Source organism: Pseudomonas vancouverensis (assembly GCF_004348895.1).
GTDB lineage: Bacteria > Pseudomonadota > Gammaproteobacteria > Pseudomonadales > Pseudomonadaceae > Aquipseudomonas > Aquipseudomonas vancouverensis.
In genome coordinates this window covers 1-17199 of record NZ_RRZK01000022.1, presented here as the reverse complement: position 1 = coordinate 17199, position 17199 = coordinate 1, and the positions used below count along the sequence as shown (strand labels likewise).

Genomic DNA, 17199 nt, shown 5'->3' with positions numbered 1-17199 from the left:
CCTGAATTCAGAAAGGAAGGATCACAACTGGCGCGCGATCAGCTCGCGCAGCACTTCGCTGGTGCCACCGAAAATGCGCGTCACGCGCATGTCGACGAAGGCGCGGGCAATCGGGTACTCGAGCATGTAGCCGTAGCCACCGTGCAACTGGACCATGTCGTCGATGCACTGCCACAGCGTCTCGGTGGCATAGAGCTTGGCGATGGCCGACTCCTGCACCGTCAGGCGGCGACGCATGTGCTCGGCGATGTAGTGGTCGATGGTCAGGCGCACAGCAGTGGCCTTGGCCTTGATGTCCGCCAGCTTGAATTTGGTGTTCTGGAAGTCCCACACGGTCTGGTTGAACGCCTTGCGGTCCTTGACGTATTCGACGGTCTGCTCCAGCAGGCGCTCGAGCTTGGCGGCACAGTACAGGGCAATCACCAGACGCTCCTGGGGCAGTTCTTCCATCAGGTGCATGAAGCCCTTGTTCTCTTCGCCGAGCAGGTTGCCCACCGGCACGCGCACGTTATCGAAGAACAGTTCGGCGGTATCGGCGGCGTGCTGGCCGACCTTTTCCAGCTTGCGCCCGCGACGGAAGCCTTCGCGGTTGCACTCGACCATGATCAGGCTGCAGCCCTTGGCGCCGGCACTCGGGTCGGTCTTGCACACGACCACGACCATGTCGCAGGTCAGGCCATTGCTGATGAAGGTCTTGCTGCCGTTGATGACCCACTCGTCACCGTCACGCACGGCGGTGGTGCGGATCGCCTTGAGGTCGGAGCCGGTGCCCGGTTCGGTCATGGCCACCGCCAGTACGGTTTCGCCGGAGCAGATCTTCGGCAACCACTGCTGCTTCTGCTCCTCGGTGCCCAGGCGCACGATGTAGGGGGCGACGATGTCAGAATGCACGCCCAGGCTCCAACCCGAGACGCCGGCGCGGTACAGTTCCTCGATCAATACCGCCGAATGGCCGAAGTCGCCGCCACCACCGCCGTACTCGGTCGGCACGGTCAGGCACAGCAGATTGTGGCGCCCGGCCTTGAGCCAGGTCTCGCGGTCAACCTGCCCGGCCTCGTCCCATTGCGCCTGTTTCGGCAGGCATTCACGTTCGAAAAAACGCCGCGCGGTTTCACGCAGCATTTCGTGGTCTTCACGGTAGACGGTACGGTTGATGTGCATCGGGATCTCCAGTGGATGGCCAGGCAGGCATGCGCCTGGTTCGTGGAGTCACTTTAGGGAGCGCGGGTGGGGGGTGAAGCCACCCGGATTGGGTAGCGAAAGTCTGGAGATCCAGACACGAAAAACTGTAGGAGCGAGCATGCTCGCGATAGCGGTGGTTCAGGCAATGGGATGTCGACTGACCCGACGCCATCGCGAGCAGGCTCGCTCCTATAGGGGACAGTGGCGTATGGGAGTTATTTGCGCAGTTCGCGCTTTAGCACTTTGCCCGCCGCCGACAGCGGCAGCTCATCGCGAAACTCAACGGTTTTCGGGCATTTGTACGGGGCGATAAATTCGCGGCAGTACAAGCGCAGCTCATCCTCGTCGACCTCGACGCCAGGCTTGCGCACCACCACCGCATGCACCGCTTCGCCCCATTGCGCATGGGGTACGCCGATCACCGAGCACATCGCCACCGCCGGGTGTCGCGCCAGGACATTCTCGACCTCGGCGGAATAAACGTTCTCGCCGCCACTGACAATCATGTCCTTGAGCCGATCGACGATGAACAGATAACCCTGCTCGTCCATCCACGCGGCGTCGCCGGTGTACAGCCAGCCATCGCGCAGCGCCCTGGCGGTTTCCTCAGGCCTGTTCCAGTAGCCCTGCATGATATTGGCGCCACGCACGATGATTTCGCCGACCGTGCCCCGGGGCACCTCGTTGCCCTGGGGATCGACAATCTTCACGTTGACGCCCAGCCCGCCACGCCCGACCGAACGGGACAAGCCGCTGATGCGTGCCTCGGGCGTGTGGTTGCACGGCAGGTTGCTCGACACCACCGGGCAGGCCTCGGTCAAACCATAGGAATGAGACAGCTCGATGTCCGGCAAGCGCGCCAGCACCTGCTCGACCATGTCACTGGCGCTGGGCGAGGCGCCGTAGGTCAGGCGCTTGAGACTGCTGAGGTCATGCCGGTCAAACGCCGGATCAGCGAGCAACGCGAGGATCATGGTCGGCACCAGCAGGGTTTCGGTGACCCGCTCGCGCTCAATGATCTGCAACGTTTGCAGGGGTTCGAAGCTGGACACCAGCACATGACTTTCACCGGCGAGGAACTGGATCAAGGCCCGGGCCATGCCGGCCACGTGAAACAACGGCGCGACGTGCATCAGTAGACCGCCGCGTATCGGCGGCATGTCGACCATGCGCGGCATACAGGCCGCCCACAGGTTCAGGTGCGACTGCATCACGCCCTTGGGAGACCCGGTGGTGCCGCCGGTGTACATGATGCAGGCAAGGTCCTCGCCGCCACGCCCGGCGTCTTCAACAGGCGTGGCGGCCGCCAGCAACTGTTCGTAACCGAGCATGCCGTCCGGCACCTCGCCGTCGCCTGCGTAAATAAACAGCGGCGCGAGCCTTGCCCGGGCGGCAATGGCCGAAGCCAGGCCGGCAAAGTGCTCGTCGACGAGCAGGATCGCGGTCCCACAGTCATCCAGTGAATAGACGATTTCCGCCACGCTCCAGCGGGTGTTCACCGGGTTGAGCACACCGCCGCCCCACCAGACACCCATGATGTATTCCAGGTAGCGGTCCGAGTTGAGCCCGAGCATGCCGACCCTGTCCCCGGCGGCCATGCCCAATTGCTGCAAGGCATGCGCCAGACGCGCCACGCGGTCGCCGAACTCGCGGTAACTGCGCCGGCGGTCGCCGAAAATCGTCGCGATGTGCTCCGGGTCCTGTTGCAAGGTGCGTTGCAGGCACTGGGTCATGTACATGGCAGCGGGCCTTTCCACGGTGTGAAGATGCCGCCCGCACGCAGCGCCAGGCGCTCACCCACTTTCAACAGACAATTGGCATGGGTGAAGTGGCGACCGGTTTTCAGGATCTCGACATGGGCCTCCAGCCAGTCGCCCTCGTGCACGGCGTTGAGGTAATCGACGTTGAGGTTGATGGTGATCGCCGGCACCTCGCTCTTCGACAGGCGTCGCAGCATCACGCCAAAGGCGGTATCGGCGATTGTGGCGAGAAATCCGCCATGGGCGATGCGCACGTAGTTGAGATGGTGCGCTTGCACCCGGACAGCCAGGATCGGCCTTATCTCGTGAACATAGACCTCAGCGCAAACTCGCAGAAAATCCGAACGCTGTTCCAGCAGGGAGAAACCCGCGGGAACATCTGCCGATACCTCGCTGCTGATCGTCGTCATCAGCTCACGCCCCGGTCTGTGCCCTGCCAGAACGGCTCGCGCAAATCGCGCTTGAGTACCTTGCCAGCGCCGGACAACGGCAATGCCGCGCGGAATTCCACGGATTTGGGCGTCTTGTAACCGGCGATCTGCCGGCGGCAATGCTCGATGATCTGTGCGCCGGCAACCTGGTTGTCGGGTTTGAGCACGACCACCGCGTGCACTGCTTCGCCCCATTGCGCGCAGGGAATACCGATGACCGCACAAGCGGCGACGGCCGGGTGACTGGCGATGGCGCTTTCGACTTCGCCGGAGTACACGTTCTCGCCGCCGCTGACGATCATGTCCTTGAAGCGGTCGACGATGTAGATATAGCCGTCCTGGTCCATGTAGGCGCCGTCTCCGGTGTGCATCCAGCCGCCGCGCAAGGCCTTGGCGGTTTCTTCGGGTTTGTTCCAGTAACCGAGCATGATGTTCGGGCCACGCACGATCACTTCGCCGACCGTACCGTAGGGCACCTCGTTGTCGTTTTCGTCAACGATGCGCACGGTCACCCCCAGTCCCGGTCGTCCCGCTGAGCGCAGACGGCCGTTGGCAATGCCTTCAGGCGAATGGTTTTCCGGACCGTTGGCAGAGATCGGCGGTGCGGCTTCGGTCATTCCGTAGCCTTGGGTGAACTCGACGTTCGGCAAGGCCTTCAAGGCCATTTCCAGCAAGGGCACGGCAATCGGCGAGGCGCCGTAGGTCAAGCTGATCAGACTGCTCAGGTCATGCCGGGCGAAGTCCGGGTGCATGATCAGCGCTTGTAGCATGGTCGGCACGATCAGGATCTCGGTGATGCGCTCGCGTTCGATGGTGCGCATCACGTCCAGTGCGTCGAAGGCCGGCACAAAAACACTTGGCAGGCCCAGCAGGGAAATCAGGATGACCCGCGACAACGCCGCCAGGTGGAACATCGGCGCGATGTGCAGGGTCAATGCATCTTCCGGCACCGGGACATCGGCGGCGCGGGCCACCGCCGCGCTCCACAGGTTCATGTGCGACAGCATCACGCCCTTCGGCTGGCCCGTCGTACCGCCGGTGTAGAGGATGCTGGCGAGGTCGTCGCCACTGCGAAACGCGTCGTCCACCGGTTCGTTATCGGCAATCAGCTGTTCGTAAGAGAGCATGCCCGCGGGCAACGGGCCGTCGCCGATATGCACCAGCAATGGCCGTACTTTGGCAGCGCTGGCAATGGCTTCGGCCATGGGCAGGAAGGTGTCGTCGATCAGCAGGATGCGCGTGTCGCAGTCGTCCAGCGAGTAGACGATTTCCGCCACGCTCCAGCGGATGTTCACCGGGTTGACCACACCGCCGCCCCACCAGGTGGCGAGGTAGTACTCGAGGAAGCGGTCGGAGTTCAGGCCGAGCAAACCGACGCGATCGCCGGCGTGCATCCCCAGTTTCTGCAACGCGCCAGCCAGGCGTGCGACCCGGTCGGTCAGTTCGCTGTAGGTGCGGCGCCGATCACGAAATACGGTGGCGATGGCATGGGGACGTTGCTGCAGGACACGGTGCAAGCCTTGAGTCAGGTTCATGGGGCTCTCCTGTAATTATTGTTGTCAGGTCAGAACGATTACGCGGCGTGATCAGGTGCCGGTGTATTTCGGCGGGCGCTGCTCGGCCTGGGCCATGCGCCCTTCGGCGTGGTCGCCGCTGTCGCGCAGCAACCCCCAGTGCAGATGGGCCTGATTGACGAAGTCCCGGGGGGCGAGATGAGCGGTCTGCAGCGCCAGGCGCTTGATCGACTGCACCGCCAGCGGGCCATTGGCGGCGATGCGCTCCGCCAGGCTGAGCGCGGCGGACAGCAGTTGTTGCCGGGGCAGTTGTTCAATGATCAAGCCCATGTCCAGGGCTTGTTGTGCACTGACCGGATCGCCGGTCAGGGCCATTTTCATGGCGTGAGCAGCGGGAACGGCGCGTAGCAGGTATTGCACGCCGCCCGCCGCCGGAATCGTCGCGTCGCAGACTTCGGGCAAACCAAAAGTGGCGTCTGTCGCCGCCATGCGCAGGTCGCATTGCAACGCCAGTTCCAGACCGCCGCCCAGGCAGGCACCGTTGATGGCGGCGATCATCGGTTTCCACACATCCAGGTCGCTGAGGTCGAACAGGCGGCTGGCGCCCCCCTCCTCGGCTTCGGTTTCACGGCTTTTCAGGGTGGCGGCGACGAACCCGCTGGCGGAGAGCAATAAATCCTTGTGACTGGCGCCGCTGCAAAAGGCGCGGTCGCCAGCGCCGGTGAGGACGATGACCCGCACCTGCTCGTCATCCTGACAGGCACACAGGGTCTTGCGCAGACTGCTCAGGTCGCCGAGCGACAGCGCGTTGTTGGACGCTTGCGCATCCAGAGTAATAAGTGCCACGTGATCGATGATCTTGAACTGAATGGCCATGGGCTGTTTCCTGGGTTCCGGGGATCGTTGAGGACAGTGATTCAGGACCGCGCCATTCAAGCGCCGGTCTTGAAGCCCAGGCCCAGTTCGCGCAAGCGTTCGATGGCCGCGCTGTCGAAGCCCCAGTCACGCAGGGCCTGCGCACCCTGCCCACCGCGCTCAGGTGCCGGTTTTGGTTGAGCCGAAGGAGTGCCGAGGAAACGTGGCGCCGGCACTGGTTGTACGACGCCGTCGACCTCGATGAAGCTGCCGCGGGCAACGCTGTGGGGGTGTTTCGACGCTTCGGCAAGGCCCAGCACCGGCGCGACACAGGCATCGCTGCCGTCGAACGCTTCGACCCATTGCGCCCGGGTGCGGCTGCGAAATGCCGTGGTGAAGGCCTCACGCAGGCACGGCCAGCCACTGCGGTCGTGTTGCTTGGGCAGATCGGCATCGCACAAACCGAGAACTTCGAGCATCTGCCCGTAGAAACGCGACTCGATCGGTCCGATGGCCATGTACCGACCATCGAGGGTTTCGTAGGTGTCGTACCAAGGCGCGCCGCCATCGAGCAAGTTGCTGCCACGCGCTTCCTGCCAGTGCCCACCGGCCAGCAGACCCCAGATCACCGAGCCCAACTGTGCCGCGCCTTCGGTCATGGCGGCGTCGACCACTTGTCCGGCGCCGCCACGCTGCACGTTGACCAATGCCGCCAGCACGCCCAGCGCCAGCAGCATGCCGCCACCGCCGTAGTCACCCACCAGGTTCAGCGGCGGCACCGGGCGACCACCGGCGGGGCCGATGCTCGACAACACACCCGACAAGGCGATGTAGTTGAGGTCATGCCCGGCGCGATCGGCCATGGGCCCTGTCTGCCCCCAACCGGTCATTCGTGCGTAGATCAGGCGCGGATTGCGCGCCAACGCCACGTCCGGCCCCAGTCCAAGACGCTCCATGGTCCCGGGACGAAAGCCTTCGATCAGCACGTCGGCGCGCTCGATCAATTCCAGTGCAGCGGCCACGCTGTGCGGGTTTTTCAGGTCCAGGGTGACCGAACGACGATTGCGCCCGGTGATGTCGGCCCGCTTGCCTTCCAGTTTCGGCCCCAGATCACTGGCCTTGACCGGTCGGTCGATGCGCACCACATCGGCGCCCATGTCCGCCAGCAGCATGGTGCCGAACGGCGCCGGCCCGATTGCCTCGAATTCCACTACGCGAATGCCGCTCAGTACGCCCATCACCACCGCTCCGTTGTTCTGCTGGAGCGCCACAGCACTCCTATTCTTGTGTTTTCCAGTAGAACAATCGCGGCCCTGACGACCACCACCCGGATCGGGTGGCGGCCGCCAAAGTCACAGCCATGGGGTGTAGGGTCTGGGTTACACTCGATGAGATTCGAGGCACTCACAAAACAAAAAAGAATCGGACAGATCCATGGATAAATACATTCAGTCCAATGCATCGGACGCCCATGCCAGCCAGGTTTTCACTCCGGTTCAGTCGCCTATCGTCAGCACCAAGCTGATTCCACCGCGCAGTGGCGGGCGCCTGATCTCCCGCGAGCGCCTGCAGGAACAAATGCTCAAGGCACGACGCCTGCGCTGCATCGTGCTCAAGGGCCCGGCCGGATGCGGCAAGACCTCGACCCTGATCGCCTGGCGTCAGGCGCTGCTGCCGTTGAACTTCGACGTGGCCTGGCTGACGTTGTCGGCGGACGACAACGAACTCACCCGTTTTATCGATTACCTGCTGGCCAGCCTCGGCCAGATCGACCCGAGCCTGGTGCACGAAGCCACCCAGCTGGAAGGTCGCGGCATCGACAGCGAAGCCGTGGAGCGCACCATCATCACCCTGGTGCGCAGCATCGCCAGCCGTGGCCGGGAGCTGGTGCTGGTGCTCGACGACCTTCATCACCTCACCGATGTCGGCATCCATCAGGCCCTGCAATGGCTGCTCGACTACGCCCCACCCAATCTACATTTGGCGCTGGTGTCACGCAGCGCAGTGCCGTTGTCACTGGCACGCTTGCGCAGCCAGGAGCTGGTACTGGAGCTGAACCTGCGCGACCTGCGCTTCACTCAGGCGGAATCCGAACAGTTCCTCAAGGCGCAACTGGGCGACATTACTGCGCGCGACGCCAAGGTGATGCATGAGTTGACCGACGGCTGGGTCGCCGGGCTGCAACTGCTTGCCGTCAGTCGCAAGAAGAACCGCCCGCCAGTGACCACTGATGCTTCGTCTGTACAGGCGCAACTGCGCGACGATCAGGCTTTCGCCAAGTTCTTTGAAGTCGAAGTGCTGTCGCACCTGTCGCCCACCGACCTCGACCTGCTGTTGCTCATGGCCGTGTGCAACCGCTTCTGCGCCTCTCTATGCGCAGCCCTCAGCGGTCAGCCGCAAGCAGTCGGCGAAGCCACCGCGCTACTGGCGCGACTGGAGCGAGACAATCTGTTCCTGATCCCGGTGGACAGCGCGGAGCGGGAAACCTGGTATCGCCTGCACCCGTTGCTGCGCGAGACCCTGCTCAAGTACTTCGACTCGCGCACCCCTGCTGAACAGCAAGCCGTGCACGTGCGGGCCTGGAACTGGTTCCGCGAGCACAACCACCTGGATGAAGCCGTGCACCATGCGGTCCTCGGTGGCGACCCGTCGGCGGCTGCCGACCTGGTGGAACAACACGCCGAAGCGCTGTATGCCCACGGCGACTTGCGCATGCTGATCGAGCTGGTGCGCTTGTTGCCGGTCGAACAGGTGCAGGCACGGGTCAAGCTGCGCATCCTCAAGGCGCGCATGCAGCTCTATGCCCGGGATTTCGCGGCCTGTTCAGCGACCCTCGAACAACTGTCGCGGGATGTGCCGGACAGCGAAGTGCATGATCGTTTCATGGTGTCGATACTGCGCGCCTCCCTGGCCTTGCAACGCGACGACACCGATGCAGCGATGGCCGTGTTGCCACAATTGCTCAACCCGCCGCCCGACAGCAACAGCATTGCCATCGGCTCCTGCACCAACATCCTGTCCTGGCTGTACATGCACCGGGGCGAGTACGAAAAGGCGCGGCAGGTGCAACTGGAGCGCCCGCTGCTGCTGATCAATGGCGAACCGCTGCAGGGCACCACCGCCGGCACCTTGCAGGGGCGCTGCTTGATCGGCCTGAGCCTCGCCCTTGAAGGCCAGATGACCCAGGCCGAACGGGTTTACCGTGACGTGCTGCATGAAGCCAACCAGTGTGGCAAGGGTGGTGCCGACGCGACTTACCTGTCCGCCGCGCTGCTGGGTGAGGTGCTCTACGAAACCAATGACGTCGACGCCGCGTTCAAGATGCTCTCGGGCTGGATCGACATTCTCGAGCGCATCTCGATTCCCGATTCGGTGCTGCGGGTATTGCAGGTGTTGTGGAACGTGCAGTGGCTGGCCGGCAACCATCAGGAAGCGCTGGCGTTTGTCGAGCGACTGGATGAGTACGCGACCAAGTTGGGCCTGGAACGACTGCAAGCCTACTGCCTGACCTGGCAGGTGCGCTGGCTGCTGATCCTCGGCGAAACCACCAAGGCAAAAGACAAACTGGCGCGGCTGGAGGCCATCGATGCGCGGCATCCGGATGCCGGGCATACCGCGCTCAAGGAAATCCATATCCTGGCCGAGAACGCCCGTGCGCGCTGGCAACTCCATCAGGGCGATCTGGACGGTGCCCTGGTGCGGATTGAACAGCTGATTGAAACCTGTGAATTGCATCGACGCCAACTCGGCACGGTGCGTCTGTTGGTGCTCAGCGCGGTGATCGAAGCGCAACGCGGTAACCGCGGCGCAGCACGGGACAAGGTGCTGGAGGCCTTGCGCCGTGGACAACGCTTCGGTTTGCTGCGTAGCTTGCTCGACGCCCATCCGGATGCCCTGCGCCTGATTTCGTCCATCGCCAGCGAAGAGAGCCTCGACCCGGTGCTCGCGTTCTATGTCGAGCGCTTGCAGGCTGCCGATGTCACTGCCCCAGCCGTATCCAGAAGCAAACCGAAAGCGGTCGCCACCAGCAAACCGGTAACGGCCGGTATCGAACCGCTCAGCGAGCGGGAAATCGAAGTGGTCCGTCTGCTCGCCCAGGCCTTGCCCAACAAGAAAATCGCCCGGGCCTTGGGATTGTCCCCGGAAACCGTGAAATGGCACCTGAGCCATATCTATAGCAAGCTGGGCGTCAGCAGCCGTGATGAAGCGGTGGCGCGGGTGAGGGATCTGGAGTCGCAGAGCGATGGGGGTTCAACTACCTGACTAACATTCAAGGCCACTGAACAACCTGTGGGTGCGAGTTTGCTCCGGGCGGCGATCCGACGATGACTGGCTACCAACCCGACTGACAGTCCGTCATCGCGAGCAAGCTCGCTCCCACAGGGATTGCGTTACCGGCAAATTATCAACCAGCCACCCACCTCGGGTGGCGTTCCCTCCCAACCCCCAAGCCTATCGTAACCCTCAGAACACAGGCGCAAGTCGCGCCTTGCGTAAGCGCTCGGCCTCTGGCCGGCCTGCCCTTCCTGAGGAGTCTTGCGTGCACATCGCCCGAACCGTTTTCCGCGACGACCATGAAATGTTCCGCACCACCGCGCGGCGCTTTTTCGAACGCGAATGCCTGCCGCGCCAGGCCGCCTGGGATGAGGCCGGCCAGGTCGACCGGGAAACCTGGCTCAAGGCCGGGCGTGAAGGCTTGCTCGGCATCACCCTGCCCCTGGAATACGGCGGTGGCGGCGGCGATTTCGGCCACAGCGCGGTATTCAACGAAGAGTTCGCCCGGGCTGGGGTGAGCGGTGCCTACTTCGGCATGCACTCCGATGTCATCGCCCCCTACATCAACCGCTGCGGCAATGAAGAGCAGAAACAGCGGTGGCTGCCGGGCATCTGCTCCGGCGAGATCATCCTCGCCATCGCCATGACCGAACCGGGCACCGGCAGCGACCTCAAGGCCGTGCGCACCACCGCCATTCGCGACGGTGACGAGTACGTCATCAATGGCAGCAAGACCTTCATCAGCAATGGCCTCTGCGCCGACCTGGTGATCGTGGTCTGCAAGACCGACCCCGCCGCTGGCGCCAAGGGCATCAGCCTGATTGCCGTGGAAGGTCACCGCGCCGGCTTCAAGCGCGGGCGCAAACTGGAGAAAGTCGGCCAGCACGCCCAGGACACCGCCGAGCTGTTCTTCGACAACGTGCGCGTGCCGGTGGGCAACCGCCTTGGCGAGGAAGGCCTGGGCTTCAGCTACCTGATGGGTGAACTGCCCCAGGAGCGCTTTTCCATTGCCGTGTCGGCCGTCGCCAAGCTTGAGCGCCTGCTCGAGCAAACCATCGAATACGTGAAGGACCGCAAGGCCTTCAACCAGACCGTGTGGGACTTCCAGAACAGCAAATTCAAGCTCGCCGACATCAAGGCTCAGGCCACCGCCATGCGGGTGATGGTCGACTACTACCTGGGTGAACACCTGCGCCGGCGCCTGACCCTCGAAGAGGCGGCCATCGCCAAGCTGCACACCACCGAAACCCTGTGGAAATGCATCGACGACATGGTCCAGCTGCACGGTGGCTACGGCTACATGCTCGAGTACCCGATTGCCCGCGCTTTCGTCGACATGCGCGTCAACCGCATCTACGGCGGTACCAGTGAAGTCATGCGCGAATTGATCGCGCGCAAGCTCTGACCCTCAAGACAACAAGGAAAACACGATGAGCAATAAAGTGTTCGTGGCTGGCGTCGGCATGATCCAGTTCAAGAAACCGGGGACCAACGAGCCCTACGACATCATGGGCGAACAGGCGATTCGTCAGGCCCTGGCCGATTCGGGCCTGGACTTCAGCGACATCCAGCAGGCCTATGCCGGCTACGTCTACGGCGACTCGACCTGCGGGCAAAAAGCCCTGTACCGCGTGGGCATGACCGGCATCCCGCTGGTCAACGTCAACAACAACTGCGCCACCGGCTCCAGCGCCCTGTTCCTGGCGCGTCAGGCGGTACAGAGCGGCGCGGTGGATTGCGCCCTGGCGTTCGGCTTCGAACAGATGAACCCCGGCGCATTGAAATCCGCCTGGACCGACCGCGCCCCCGCCACCGAACGTGCCTTGAAACTGACCAACGAACTGGTGGGCATGCCCGACCTGCCGACGGCGATCCGCCAGTTCGCCGGTGCCGGCTACGCGCACATGCAGAAGTACGGCACCAAGCTGGACACCTTCGCCAAGATCCGCGCCAAGGCCAGCCGCCACGCGGCCAACAACCCGCTGGCAGTGTTCCGCAACATTGTCAGCACCGAGGAAGTCCTTGCCGCGCCGATGTTGTGGGAAGGCGTGCTGACCCGTCTGATGGCCTGCCCGCCGACCTGTGGCGCTGCGGCGGCCATCGTGGTCTCCGAAGCCTTCGCGAAAAAACACGGCCTGCGCACCGACGTGCTGATGGCCGGTCAGGCGCTGACCACCGACCTGCCGAGCACCTACGACGCCAAGGACATGATCCGCGTGGTCGGTTTCGACATGACCCGCATGGCCGCCGACATTGCCTACAACCAGGCCGGCATCGGTCCGAAAGACATCGACGTGATCGAGTTGCACGACTGCTTCGCCCAGAACGAGCTGCTGACCTATGAAGGCCTGGGTCTGTGCGCAGAAGGCGGCGGCGAGCAACTGGTCAACGATGGCGACAACACCTACGGCGGCGAATGGGTGACCAACCCGTCCGGCGGCCTGCTCTCCAAGGGTCACCCGCTGGGCGCCACGGGCCTCGCCCAGTGCTACGAGCTGACCCATCAACTGCGCGGCACGGCCGAGCAGCGTCAGGTCCAGGGTGCGCGCATCGCCGTGCAGCACAACCTCGGCCTGGGCGGCGCCTGCGTGGTCACCGTGTACCAGAAGAACTGACGCGCCGGTAAACAGGAGCCATTTTCGATGATCGACAAAAAACACATCGGCAGACAACTGCCCACTTTTCTCGCCACCGCCGAAGCCGGGCAACTGCGCTTTTTCGCCAAGGCCACCGGGGAAACCAACCCGATTTACTTCGACGAGCAGGCTGCCCGTGACGCCGGTTATCCCAACCTGCCGTTGCCACCGACCTTCCTGTTCTCGCTGGAGTTCCAGATACCGTCCAACGCTTGGCGCGACGAGCTGGGCATCGTTACCGCGCGCATCCTCCACGGCGAAGAGTCGTTCCGCTATCACCGCATGGCCTATGCCGGCGACACCTTGCGCTTCGATGTGCGCATCGCCGACATCTACGACAAAAAAGGTGGCGCGCTGGAGTTCGTGGTGCGTGAAACCCGAGTCACCAACCAGCACGGTGAACACGTTGCCGACCTGCGCAGCGTGCTTGTGCAGCGCAACAGCTGAAGCGGAGAACCCTGATGAACGCCATAAGCCTGGAAAAGATCAACATCGGCGACAGCCTGCCACCGCTGGCGCTGCCGCCGATCAACCGCTTCACCCTGGCACTGTTTGCCGGGGCCTCGGGTGACCACAACGCGATTCACATCGACACCGACTATGCGCGCCGTGCCGGCATGCCCGACGTGTTCGCCCACGGCATGTTGTCGATGGCCTACCTGGGCCGCCTGCTGACCCAGTGGGTCGATCAACGCCAGTTGCGCGAGTTTGGTGTGCGCTTTCTCGGCATTACCCACCTGGGCCACCAGATCACCTGCACCGGCACCGTCGTCGACCGTTTTGAGGTCGAGGGCGAGCAACGGGTCAAGGTCGAAGTGCGCACCACCAATCAATACGGCGAGACCAAGATCGTTGGCGACGCCGTGATCGCTCTGTAAACAAAATCGATAACTGAGGAGCAACACCCCATGGCAAAACTCGAAGGCAAAGTCGCACTGGTCACCGGTTCAGGTCGTGGTATCGGCCAGCAGATCGCCCTGAAACTGGCGCGCGAAGGCGCACGTATCGTGATCAACGACCTGGACGCCGATCCGGCCCACGAGACCGCTGAGCTGATCCGCAAGCTGGGTGGCGAAGCCGCCGTGTGCCACGGCAACGTCAGTGCCCCGGACTTTGGCGATCGCTACGTCAAGACCGCAATGGACAGCTTTGGCGCCATCGACATCATCGTCAACAACGCCGGCTACACCTGGGACGACGTGATCCAGAAAATGACTGACGAGCAGTGGTACGCCATTCTCGACTGCCACATGACCGCGCCCTTCCGCATCCTGCGTGCCGCCTACCCGATCATCAAGGCACAAGCCCAGGCCGATGCCGCCGCCGAGCGCGAAGTGTTCCGCAAAGTGGTCAACATCTCCTCGGTGTCGGCCTTGAAGGGCAACGCCGGGCAGATGAACTACTCCTCGGCCAAGGCCGGTGTACTCGGCATGACCCGTGCGCTGGCCCGTGAATGGGGCCGCTTCAAGGTCAACGTCAATGCCGTGGCATTCGGTTTCATCGAAACCCGCATGACCAGTGCCGACGCCCATGCCGGCGCCACGGTACAAATCGAAGGCCGCGATATCCGTGTCGGCATCAGCCCGGAAGCCGCCAGATCGTTCTCCCAGCGCAACCCGTTGGGCCGCCCGGGCACCGTGCAGGAAGCAGCCGACGCGGTGTACCTGTTCTGCTCGCCGGAGTCGAACTACATCACCGCACAGACCATCGCGGTGGCCGGCGATTTGCAGTAAGCCTGGCATCCCGCTGCGAGGTTGTCTTTTTGTGGGAGCGAGCTTGCTCGCGATGGACGTCAACGATCACGCGGCTCACCTGAATGACCGCGTTACCCTGACGTTTTCGCGATCAGGCTCGCGCCTGCATTTGGCCGCTGTTGTGGCTGGCCAGTGACGCGGGGGCGGTGTCACCGGCGCAGTGTTACGACGAGCGCCACCGCCAACACCGATAACCGCCCGCCACCTGATACGGGTGGGGTTTTGACGCTGACGAGCCTTGAACATCGGACCTGATCGCCTCGCGCGATGCCCGTCAATCAGGAGCCAGTCAGATGACTCGCATAACAAAGTGGCTGCCGAAACTCGCCCTGCTGGCGACTACGGTCATGGCATTGTCGGCACCCGCCGGCGCTGCGGAAAAACCCAACATCCTCGTCATCTTCGGCGATGACATCGGCCAGACCAACATCAGCGCCTATTCCATGGGCGTGGTCGGCTACAAAACGCCGAACATCGACCGCATTGCCAAAGAGGGCATGCTGTTCACCGACTACTACGCAGAAAACAGCTGCACCGCTGGACGCTCGTCGTTCATCACCGGCCAATCTCCCCTGCGCACCGGTCTGACCAAGGTTGGCGTCCCAGGTGCCCCCATCGGCATCCAGAAGCGCGACATCACCATCGCCCAGGCGCTGAAATCCCAGGGTTACGCCACCGGCCAGTTCGGCAAGAACCACCTGGGTGACCGCGATGAATTCCTGCCGACCAACCACGGCTTCGACGAGTTCTTCGGCAACCTGTATCACCTCAACGCCGAAGAAGAGCCGGAACGCCCCTACTGGCCCAAGGACGACCCGGATTTCGTCAAGACCCGCACCCCCCGTGGCGTGATCCACAGCTACGCCGACGGCAAAATTGAGGACACCGGCGCCTTGACCACCAAGCGCATGGAAACCATCGACGACGAAACCACCGGCGCCGCCCAGGCGTTCATCGAGAAGCAGGTCAAGGCCGACAAGCCGTTTTTCGTGTGGATGAACACCACGCGCATGCACGTGTTCACCCATGTGCGTGATTCGATGAAGGGCCAGAGCGGCATGCCCGGCAATGAATACGCCGACGGCATGATCGAGCACGACGGTGACGTGGGCAAGTTGCTCAAGACCCTCGACGACCTGAAAATCGCCGAGAACACCATTGTCGTCTATACCACCGACAACGGCCCGAACCAGTTCTCCTGGCCGGATGCGGCGACCACGCCTTTCCGCAACGAGAAAAATTCGAACTGGGAAGGCGCCTACCGTGTGCCGGCCATCGTGCGCTGGCCGGGCAAGATCAAGGCCGGCGAAGTGTCCAACGAGATGTTCTCGGGCATGGACTGGTTTCCCACCCTGCTCGCCGCCGCCGGCGATTCCGACGTGAAGGACAAGCTGCTCAAGGGCTGGGCACCGACGTCCGGCGGCACCAGCTTCAAGGTGCACCTGGATGGCTACAACCAGTTGCCTTACCTGACCGGCAAACAGCCTAAAGGCGAGCGCAAGGAGTTCTACTATTTCAACGACGACGGCGTGCTGGTGTCGATGCGCTACGACAACTGGAAAGTGGTATTCGCCGAACAGCGCGAGCCCGGCGGCTTTGCCGTGTGGAGCAGCCCGTTCGTGCCCTTGCGCGTGCCCAAGCTGTTCAACCTGCGCATGGACCCGTACGAGCGTGCCGACATCGTTTCCGATCAGTACAACGACTGGCTGGTGAAGAACTCCTACCTGCTGGCAGCGGGTGTGGCCAAGGCGGCGCGCTTCCTGCAAACCTTCATCGAGTACCCGCCAAGCCAGAAACCGGCGAGCTTCAGCATTGACCAGATTCGTGCGGCGGTGGATGCGAAGATCGAAGAGAAGGCCCGGGCGCAGGTGAAGCCGTAAACAACCCTTCGGCCCTGAGATCCCCCCCTTGTAGGAGCGAGCATGCTCGCGATAGCAAACTGTCTGACACATAGATGTTGAATGTGCAGCCACCATCGCGAGCATGCTCGCTCCTACAGGGGAATTGTGAATGTTCCAGGTTGAACAACGCGATGGCTCAAGGATTAACCTGATACCCCTTGCCCTGCAAACAACTGCTGTAGGCCGACGCCGTGTTCGCCTGGGTGTTTCGCGCATCCGCCCGACGCTCCTGACGCTGGCGCGCGCCACCGACCATGGCACCGGCCGCTGCGGTTTCCTTGGCGCGGTTCTGCCGATAGTTCTGCTTGGCGTCGTCACCGACGCGATCATAGATTTCTTCGTGCTGATTACCGCGCACCTGCGCCGCCGTGGCCCCCGCCGCAGCACCTACCGCCGCGCCCTTGACCCGCCCGCCGGACGGTGTCGACGACGTCGAAGCCGCCTGACTGTTGGCAATGCTCTGGCATTCGGACATGTCGGCCTGGGTCTGCTGCGAACTCTGGCCTTTCATCGGCACCACCGATTGCGCCCAGCCCGGGGCGCTCAAGACCGTCATGGCACAACACACGCCCAACAAGGTAAACCTGTTCATGATGACCTCCGGCAGGCTGGCCGCATCGGGCCAGCCCGGGGTCTATAAGCGCACGACAGCGACAACTTCCATTGCCCTGCCAATCGGGTGAAGCAATAAAAAAGTGTAGATCATCACCCGCCCCGCCTGACTGGCCCAGGGTTTTGACTATCAGTTCTGCTAGTACCGCAAAAACACCATCACGCAGACACTAAAGCAGCACCCGCCTTCCACAATCAGGAACGTGCCAGATGTCCTCCCCTCAGCAAATCTTGCTCTGCCAGTATCGCTACGACCCGCTGGATCGCCTCACTGGCCAT

Annotated in this window: 14 protein-coding genes; 7 read left to right on the top strand and 7 right to left on the bottom strand. The window is 63.0% G+C overall.

Annotated elements, in window-relative coordinates; translation table 11 throughout:
• Positions 1–21: 21 nt before the first annotated feature.
• The 6 genes from EIY72_RS16255 to EIY72_RS16230 form a co-directional block, all read right to left on the bottom strand.
• A complete protein-coding gene (locus EIY72_RS16255) occupies positions 22–1161 on the bottom strand; it encodes an acyl-CoA dehydrogenase family protein (protein WP_093221203.1) in 1140 nt (379 codons plus the stop codon).
• A gap of 236 nt (positions 1162–1397) precedes the next feature.
• Positions 1398–2921 carry a long-chain-fatty-acid--CoA ligase gene (locus EIY72_RS16250; protein ID WP_093221208.1) on the bottom strand — a complete coding sequence of 508 codons (1524 nt, stop codon included), beginning with the start codon at positions 2919–2921 and terminating at the stop codon, positions 1398–1400.
• Positions 2912–3352 carry a PaaI family thioesterase gene (locus tag EIY72_RS16245; RefSeq protein WP_093221213.1) on the bottom strand — a complete coding sequence of 147 codons (441 nt, stop codon included), beginning with the start codon at positions 3350–3352 and terminating at the stop codon, positions 2912–2914. Before EIY72_RS16245 ends, EIY72_RS16250 begins: the two co-directional genes overlap by 10 nt.
• A complete protein-coding gene (locus tag EIY72_RS16240) occupies positions 3352–4908 on the bottom strand; it encodes an acyl-CoA synthetase (protein ID WP_093221220.1) in 1557 nt (518 codons plus the stop codon). Before EIY72_RS16240 ends, EIY72_RS16245 begins: the two co-directional genes overlap by 1 nt.
• A 51-nt stretch (positions 4909–4959) precedes the next feature.
• Positions 4960–5763, bottom strand: coding sequence for an enoyl-CoA hydratase/isomerase family protein (locus EIY72_RS16235; protein ID WP_093221224.1), 804 nt, complete (start codon positions 5761–5763; stop codon positions 4960–4962).
• 56 nt (positions 5764–5819) lie between these two features.
• Complete coding sequence (locus EIY72_RS16230; protein WP_093221227.1) at positions 5820–6980, bottom strand: CaiB/BaiF CoA transferase family protein; 1161 nt, start codon at positions 6978–6980, stop codon at positions 5820–5822.
• 196 nt (positions 6981–7176) lie between these two features.
• Between EIY72_RS16230 and EIY72_RS16225 the strand changes: the two genes are divergently transcribed.
• The 7 genes from EIY72_RS16225 (at position 7177) to EIY72_RS16195 (ending at position 16287) form a co-directional block, all read left to right on the top strand.
• A complete protein-coding gene (locus EIY72_RS16225) occupies positions 7177–10005 on the top strand; it encodes a winged helix-turn-helix domain-containing protein (protein WP_093221230.1) in 2829 nt (942 codons plus the stop codon).
• A gap of 316 nt (positions 10006–10321) precedes the next feature.
• Positions 10322–11422, top strand: coding sequence for an acyl-CoA dehydrogenase family protein (locus EIY72_RS16220; protein WP_231985594.1), 1101 nt, complete (start codon positions 10322–10324; stop codon positions 11420–11422).
• A gap of 25 nt (positions 11423–11447) precedes the next feature.
• Positions 11448–12632, top strand: coding sequence for a lipid-transfer protein (locus EIY72_RS16215; protein ID WP_093221241.1), 1185 nt, complete (start codon positions 11448–11450; stop codon positions 12630–12632).
• Positions 12633–12659: 27 nt separating this feature from the next.
• The gene (locus EIY72_RS16210; RefSeq protein ID WP_093221246.1) at positions 12660–13100 is read left to right on the top strand and encodes a MaoC family dehydratase N-terminal domain-containing protein; all 441 of its coding nucleotides are present in this window, start codon (positions 12660–12662) and stop codon (positions 13098–13100) included.
• Between the two features lie 14 nt (positions 13101–13114).
• Positions 13115–13531 (top strand): MaoC family dehydratase, encoded by a 417-nt coding sequence (locus EIY72_RS16205; RefSeq protein ID WP_093221251.1) that lies wholly within the window; start codon positions 13115–13117, stop codon positions 13529–13531.
• A 30-nt stretch (positions 13532–13561) separates the two neighbouring features.
• On the top strand, positions 13562–14386 hold the full coding sequence (locus tag EIY72_RS16200) for an SDR family NAD(P)-dependent oxidoreductase (RefSeq protein ID WP_093221255.1): 825 nt from the start codon (positions 13562–13564) through the stop codon (positions 14384–14386).
• 314 nt (positions 14387–14700) lie between these two features.
• Entirely contained in the window at positions 14701–16287 is a 1587-nt protein-coding gene (locus tag EIY72_RS16195; RefSeq protein ID WP_093221260.1) for an arylsulfatase, read from the top strand.
• Positions 16288–16444: 157 nt separating this feature from the next.
• On the opposite strand, the gene EIY72_RS16190 is transcribed toward EIY72_RS16195, so the two are convergent.
• Complete coding sequence (locus EIY72_RS16190; protein ID WP_093221265.1) at positions 16445–16900, bottom strand: YMGG-like glycine zipper-containing protein; 456 nt, start codon at positions 16898–16900, stop codon at positions 16445–16447.
• Between the last annotated feature and the right edge of the window lie 299 nt (positions 16901–17199).

Excerpts from the sequence above, each read along its gene's own strand:
- EIY72_RS16250 (WP_093221208.1), bottom strand. The coding sequence starts at position 2,921 with ATGTACATGACCCAGTGCCTGCAACGCACCTTGCAACAGGACCCGGAG.
- EIY72_RS16240 (WP_093221220.1), bottom strand. The coding sequence starts at position 4,908 with ATGAACCTGACTCAAGGCTTGCACCGTGTCCTGCAGCAACGTCCCCAT.
- EIY72_RS16225 (WP_093221230.1), top strand. The coding sequence starts at position 7,177 with ATGGATAAATACATTCAGTCCAATGCATCGGACGCCCATGCCAGCCAG.
- EIY72_RS16220 (WP_231985594.1), top strand. The coding sequence starts at position 10,322 with ATGTTCCGCACCACCGCGCGGCGCTTTTTCGAACGCGAATGCCTGCCG.
- EIY72_RS16195 (WP_093221260.1), top strand. The coding sequence starts at position 14,701 with ATGACTCGCATAACAAAGTGGCTGCCGAAACTCGCCCTGCTGGCGACT.
- EIY72_RS16210 (WP_093221246.1), top strand. The coding sequence starts at position 12,660 with ATGATCGACAAAAAACACATCGGCAGACAACTGCCCACTTTTCTCGCC.
- EIY72_RS16230 (WP_093221227.1), bottom strand. The coding sequence starts at position 6,980 with ATGGGCGTACTGAGCGGCATTCGCGTAGTGGAATTCGAGGCAATCGGG.
- EIY72_RS16190 (WP_093221265.1), bottom strand. The coding sequence starts at position 16,900 with ATGAACAGGTTTACCTTGTTGGGCGTGTGTTGTGCCATGACGGTCTTG.
- EIY72_RS16235 (WP_093221224.1), bottom strand. The coding sequence starts at position 5,763 with ATGGCCATTCAGTTCAAGATCATCGATCACGTGGCACTTATTACTCTG.
- EIY72_RS16200 (WP_093221255.1), top strand. The coding sequence starts at position 13,562 with ATGGCAAAACTCGAAGGCAAAGTCGCACTGGTCACCGGTTCAGGTCGT.
- EIY72_RS16215 (WP_093221241.1), top strand. The coding sequence starts at position 11,448 with ATGAGCAATAAAGTGTTCGTGGCTGGCGTCGGCATGATCCAGTTCAAG.
- EIY72_RS16205 (WP_093221251.1), top strand. The coding sequence starts at position 13,115 with ATGAACGCCATAAGCCTGGAAAAGATCAACATCGGCGACAGCCTGCCA.
- EIY72_RS16245 (WP_093221213.1), bottom strand. The coding sequence starts at position 3,352 with ATGACGACGATCAGCAGCGAGGTATCGGCAGATGTTCCCGCGGGTTTC.
- EIY72_RS16255 (WP_093221203.1), bottom strand. The coding sequence starts at position 1,161 with ATGCACATCAACCGTACCGTCTACCGTGAAGACCACGAAATGCTGCGT.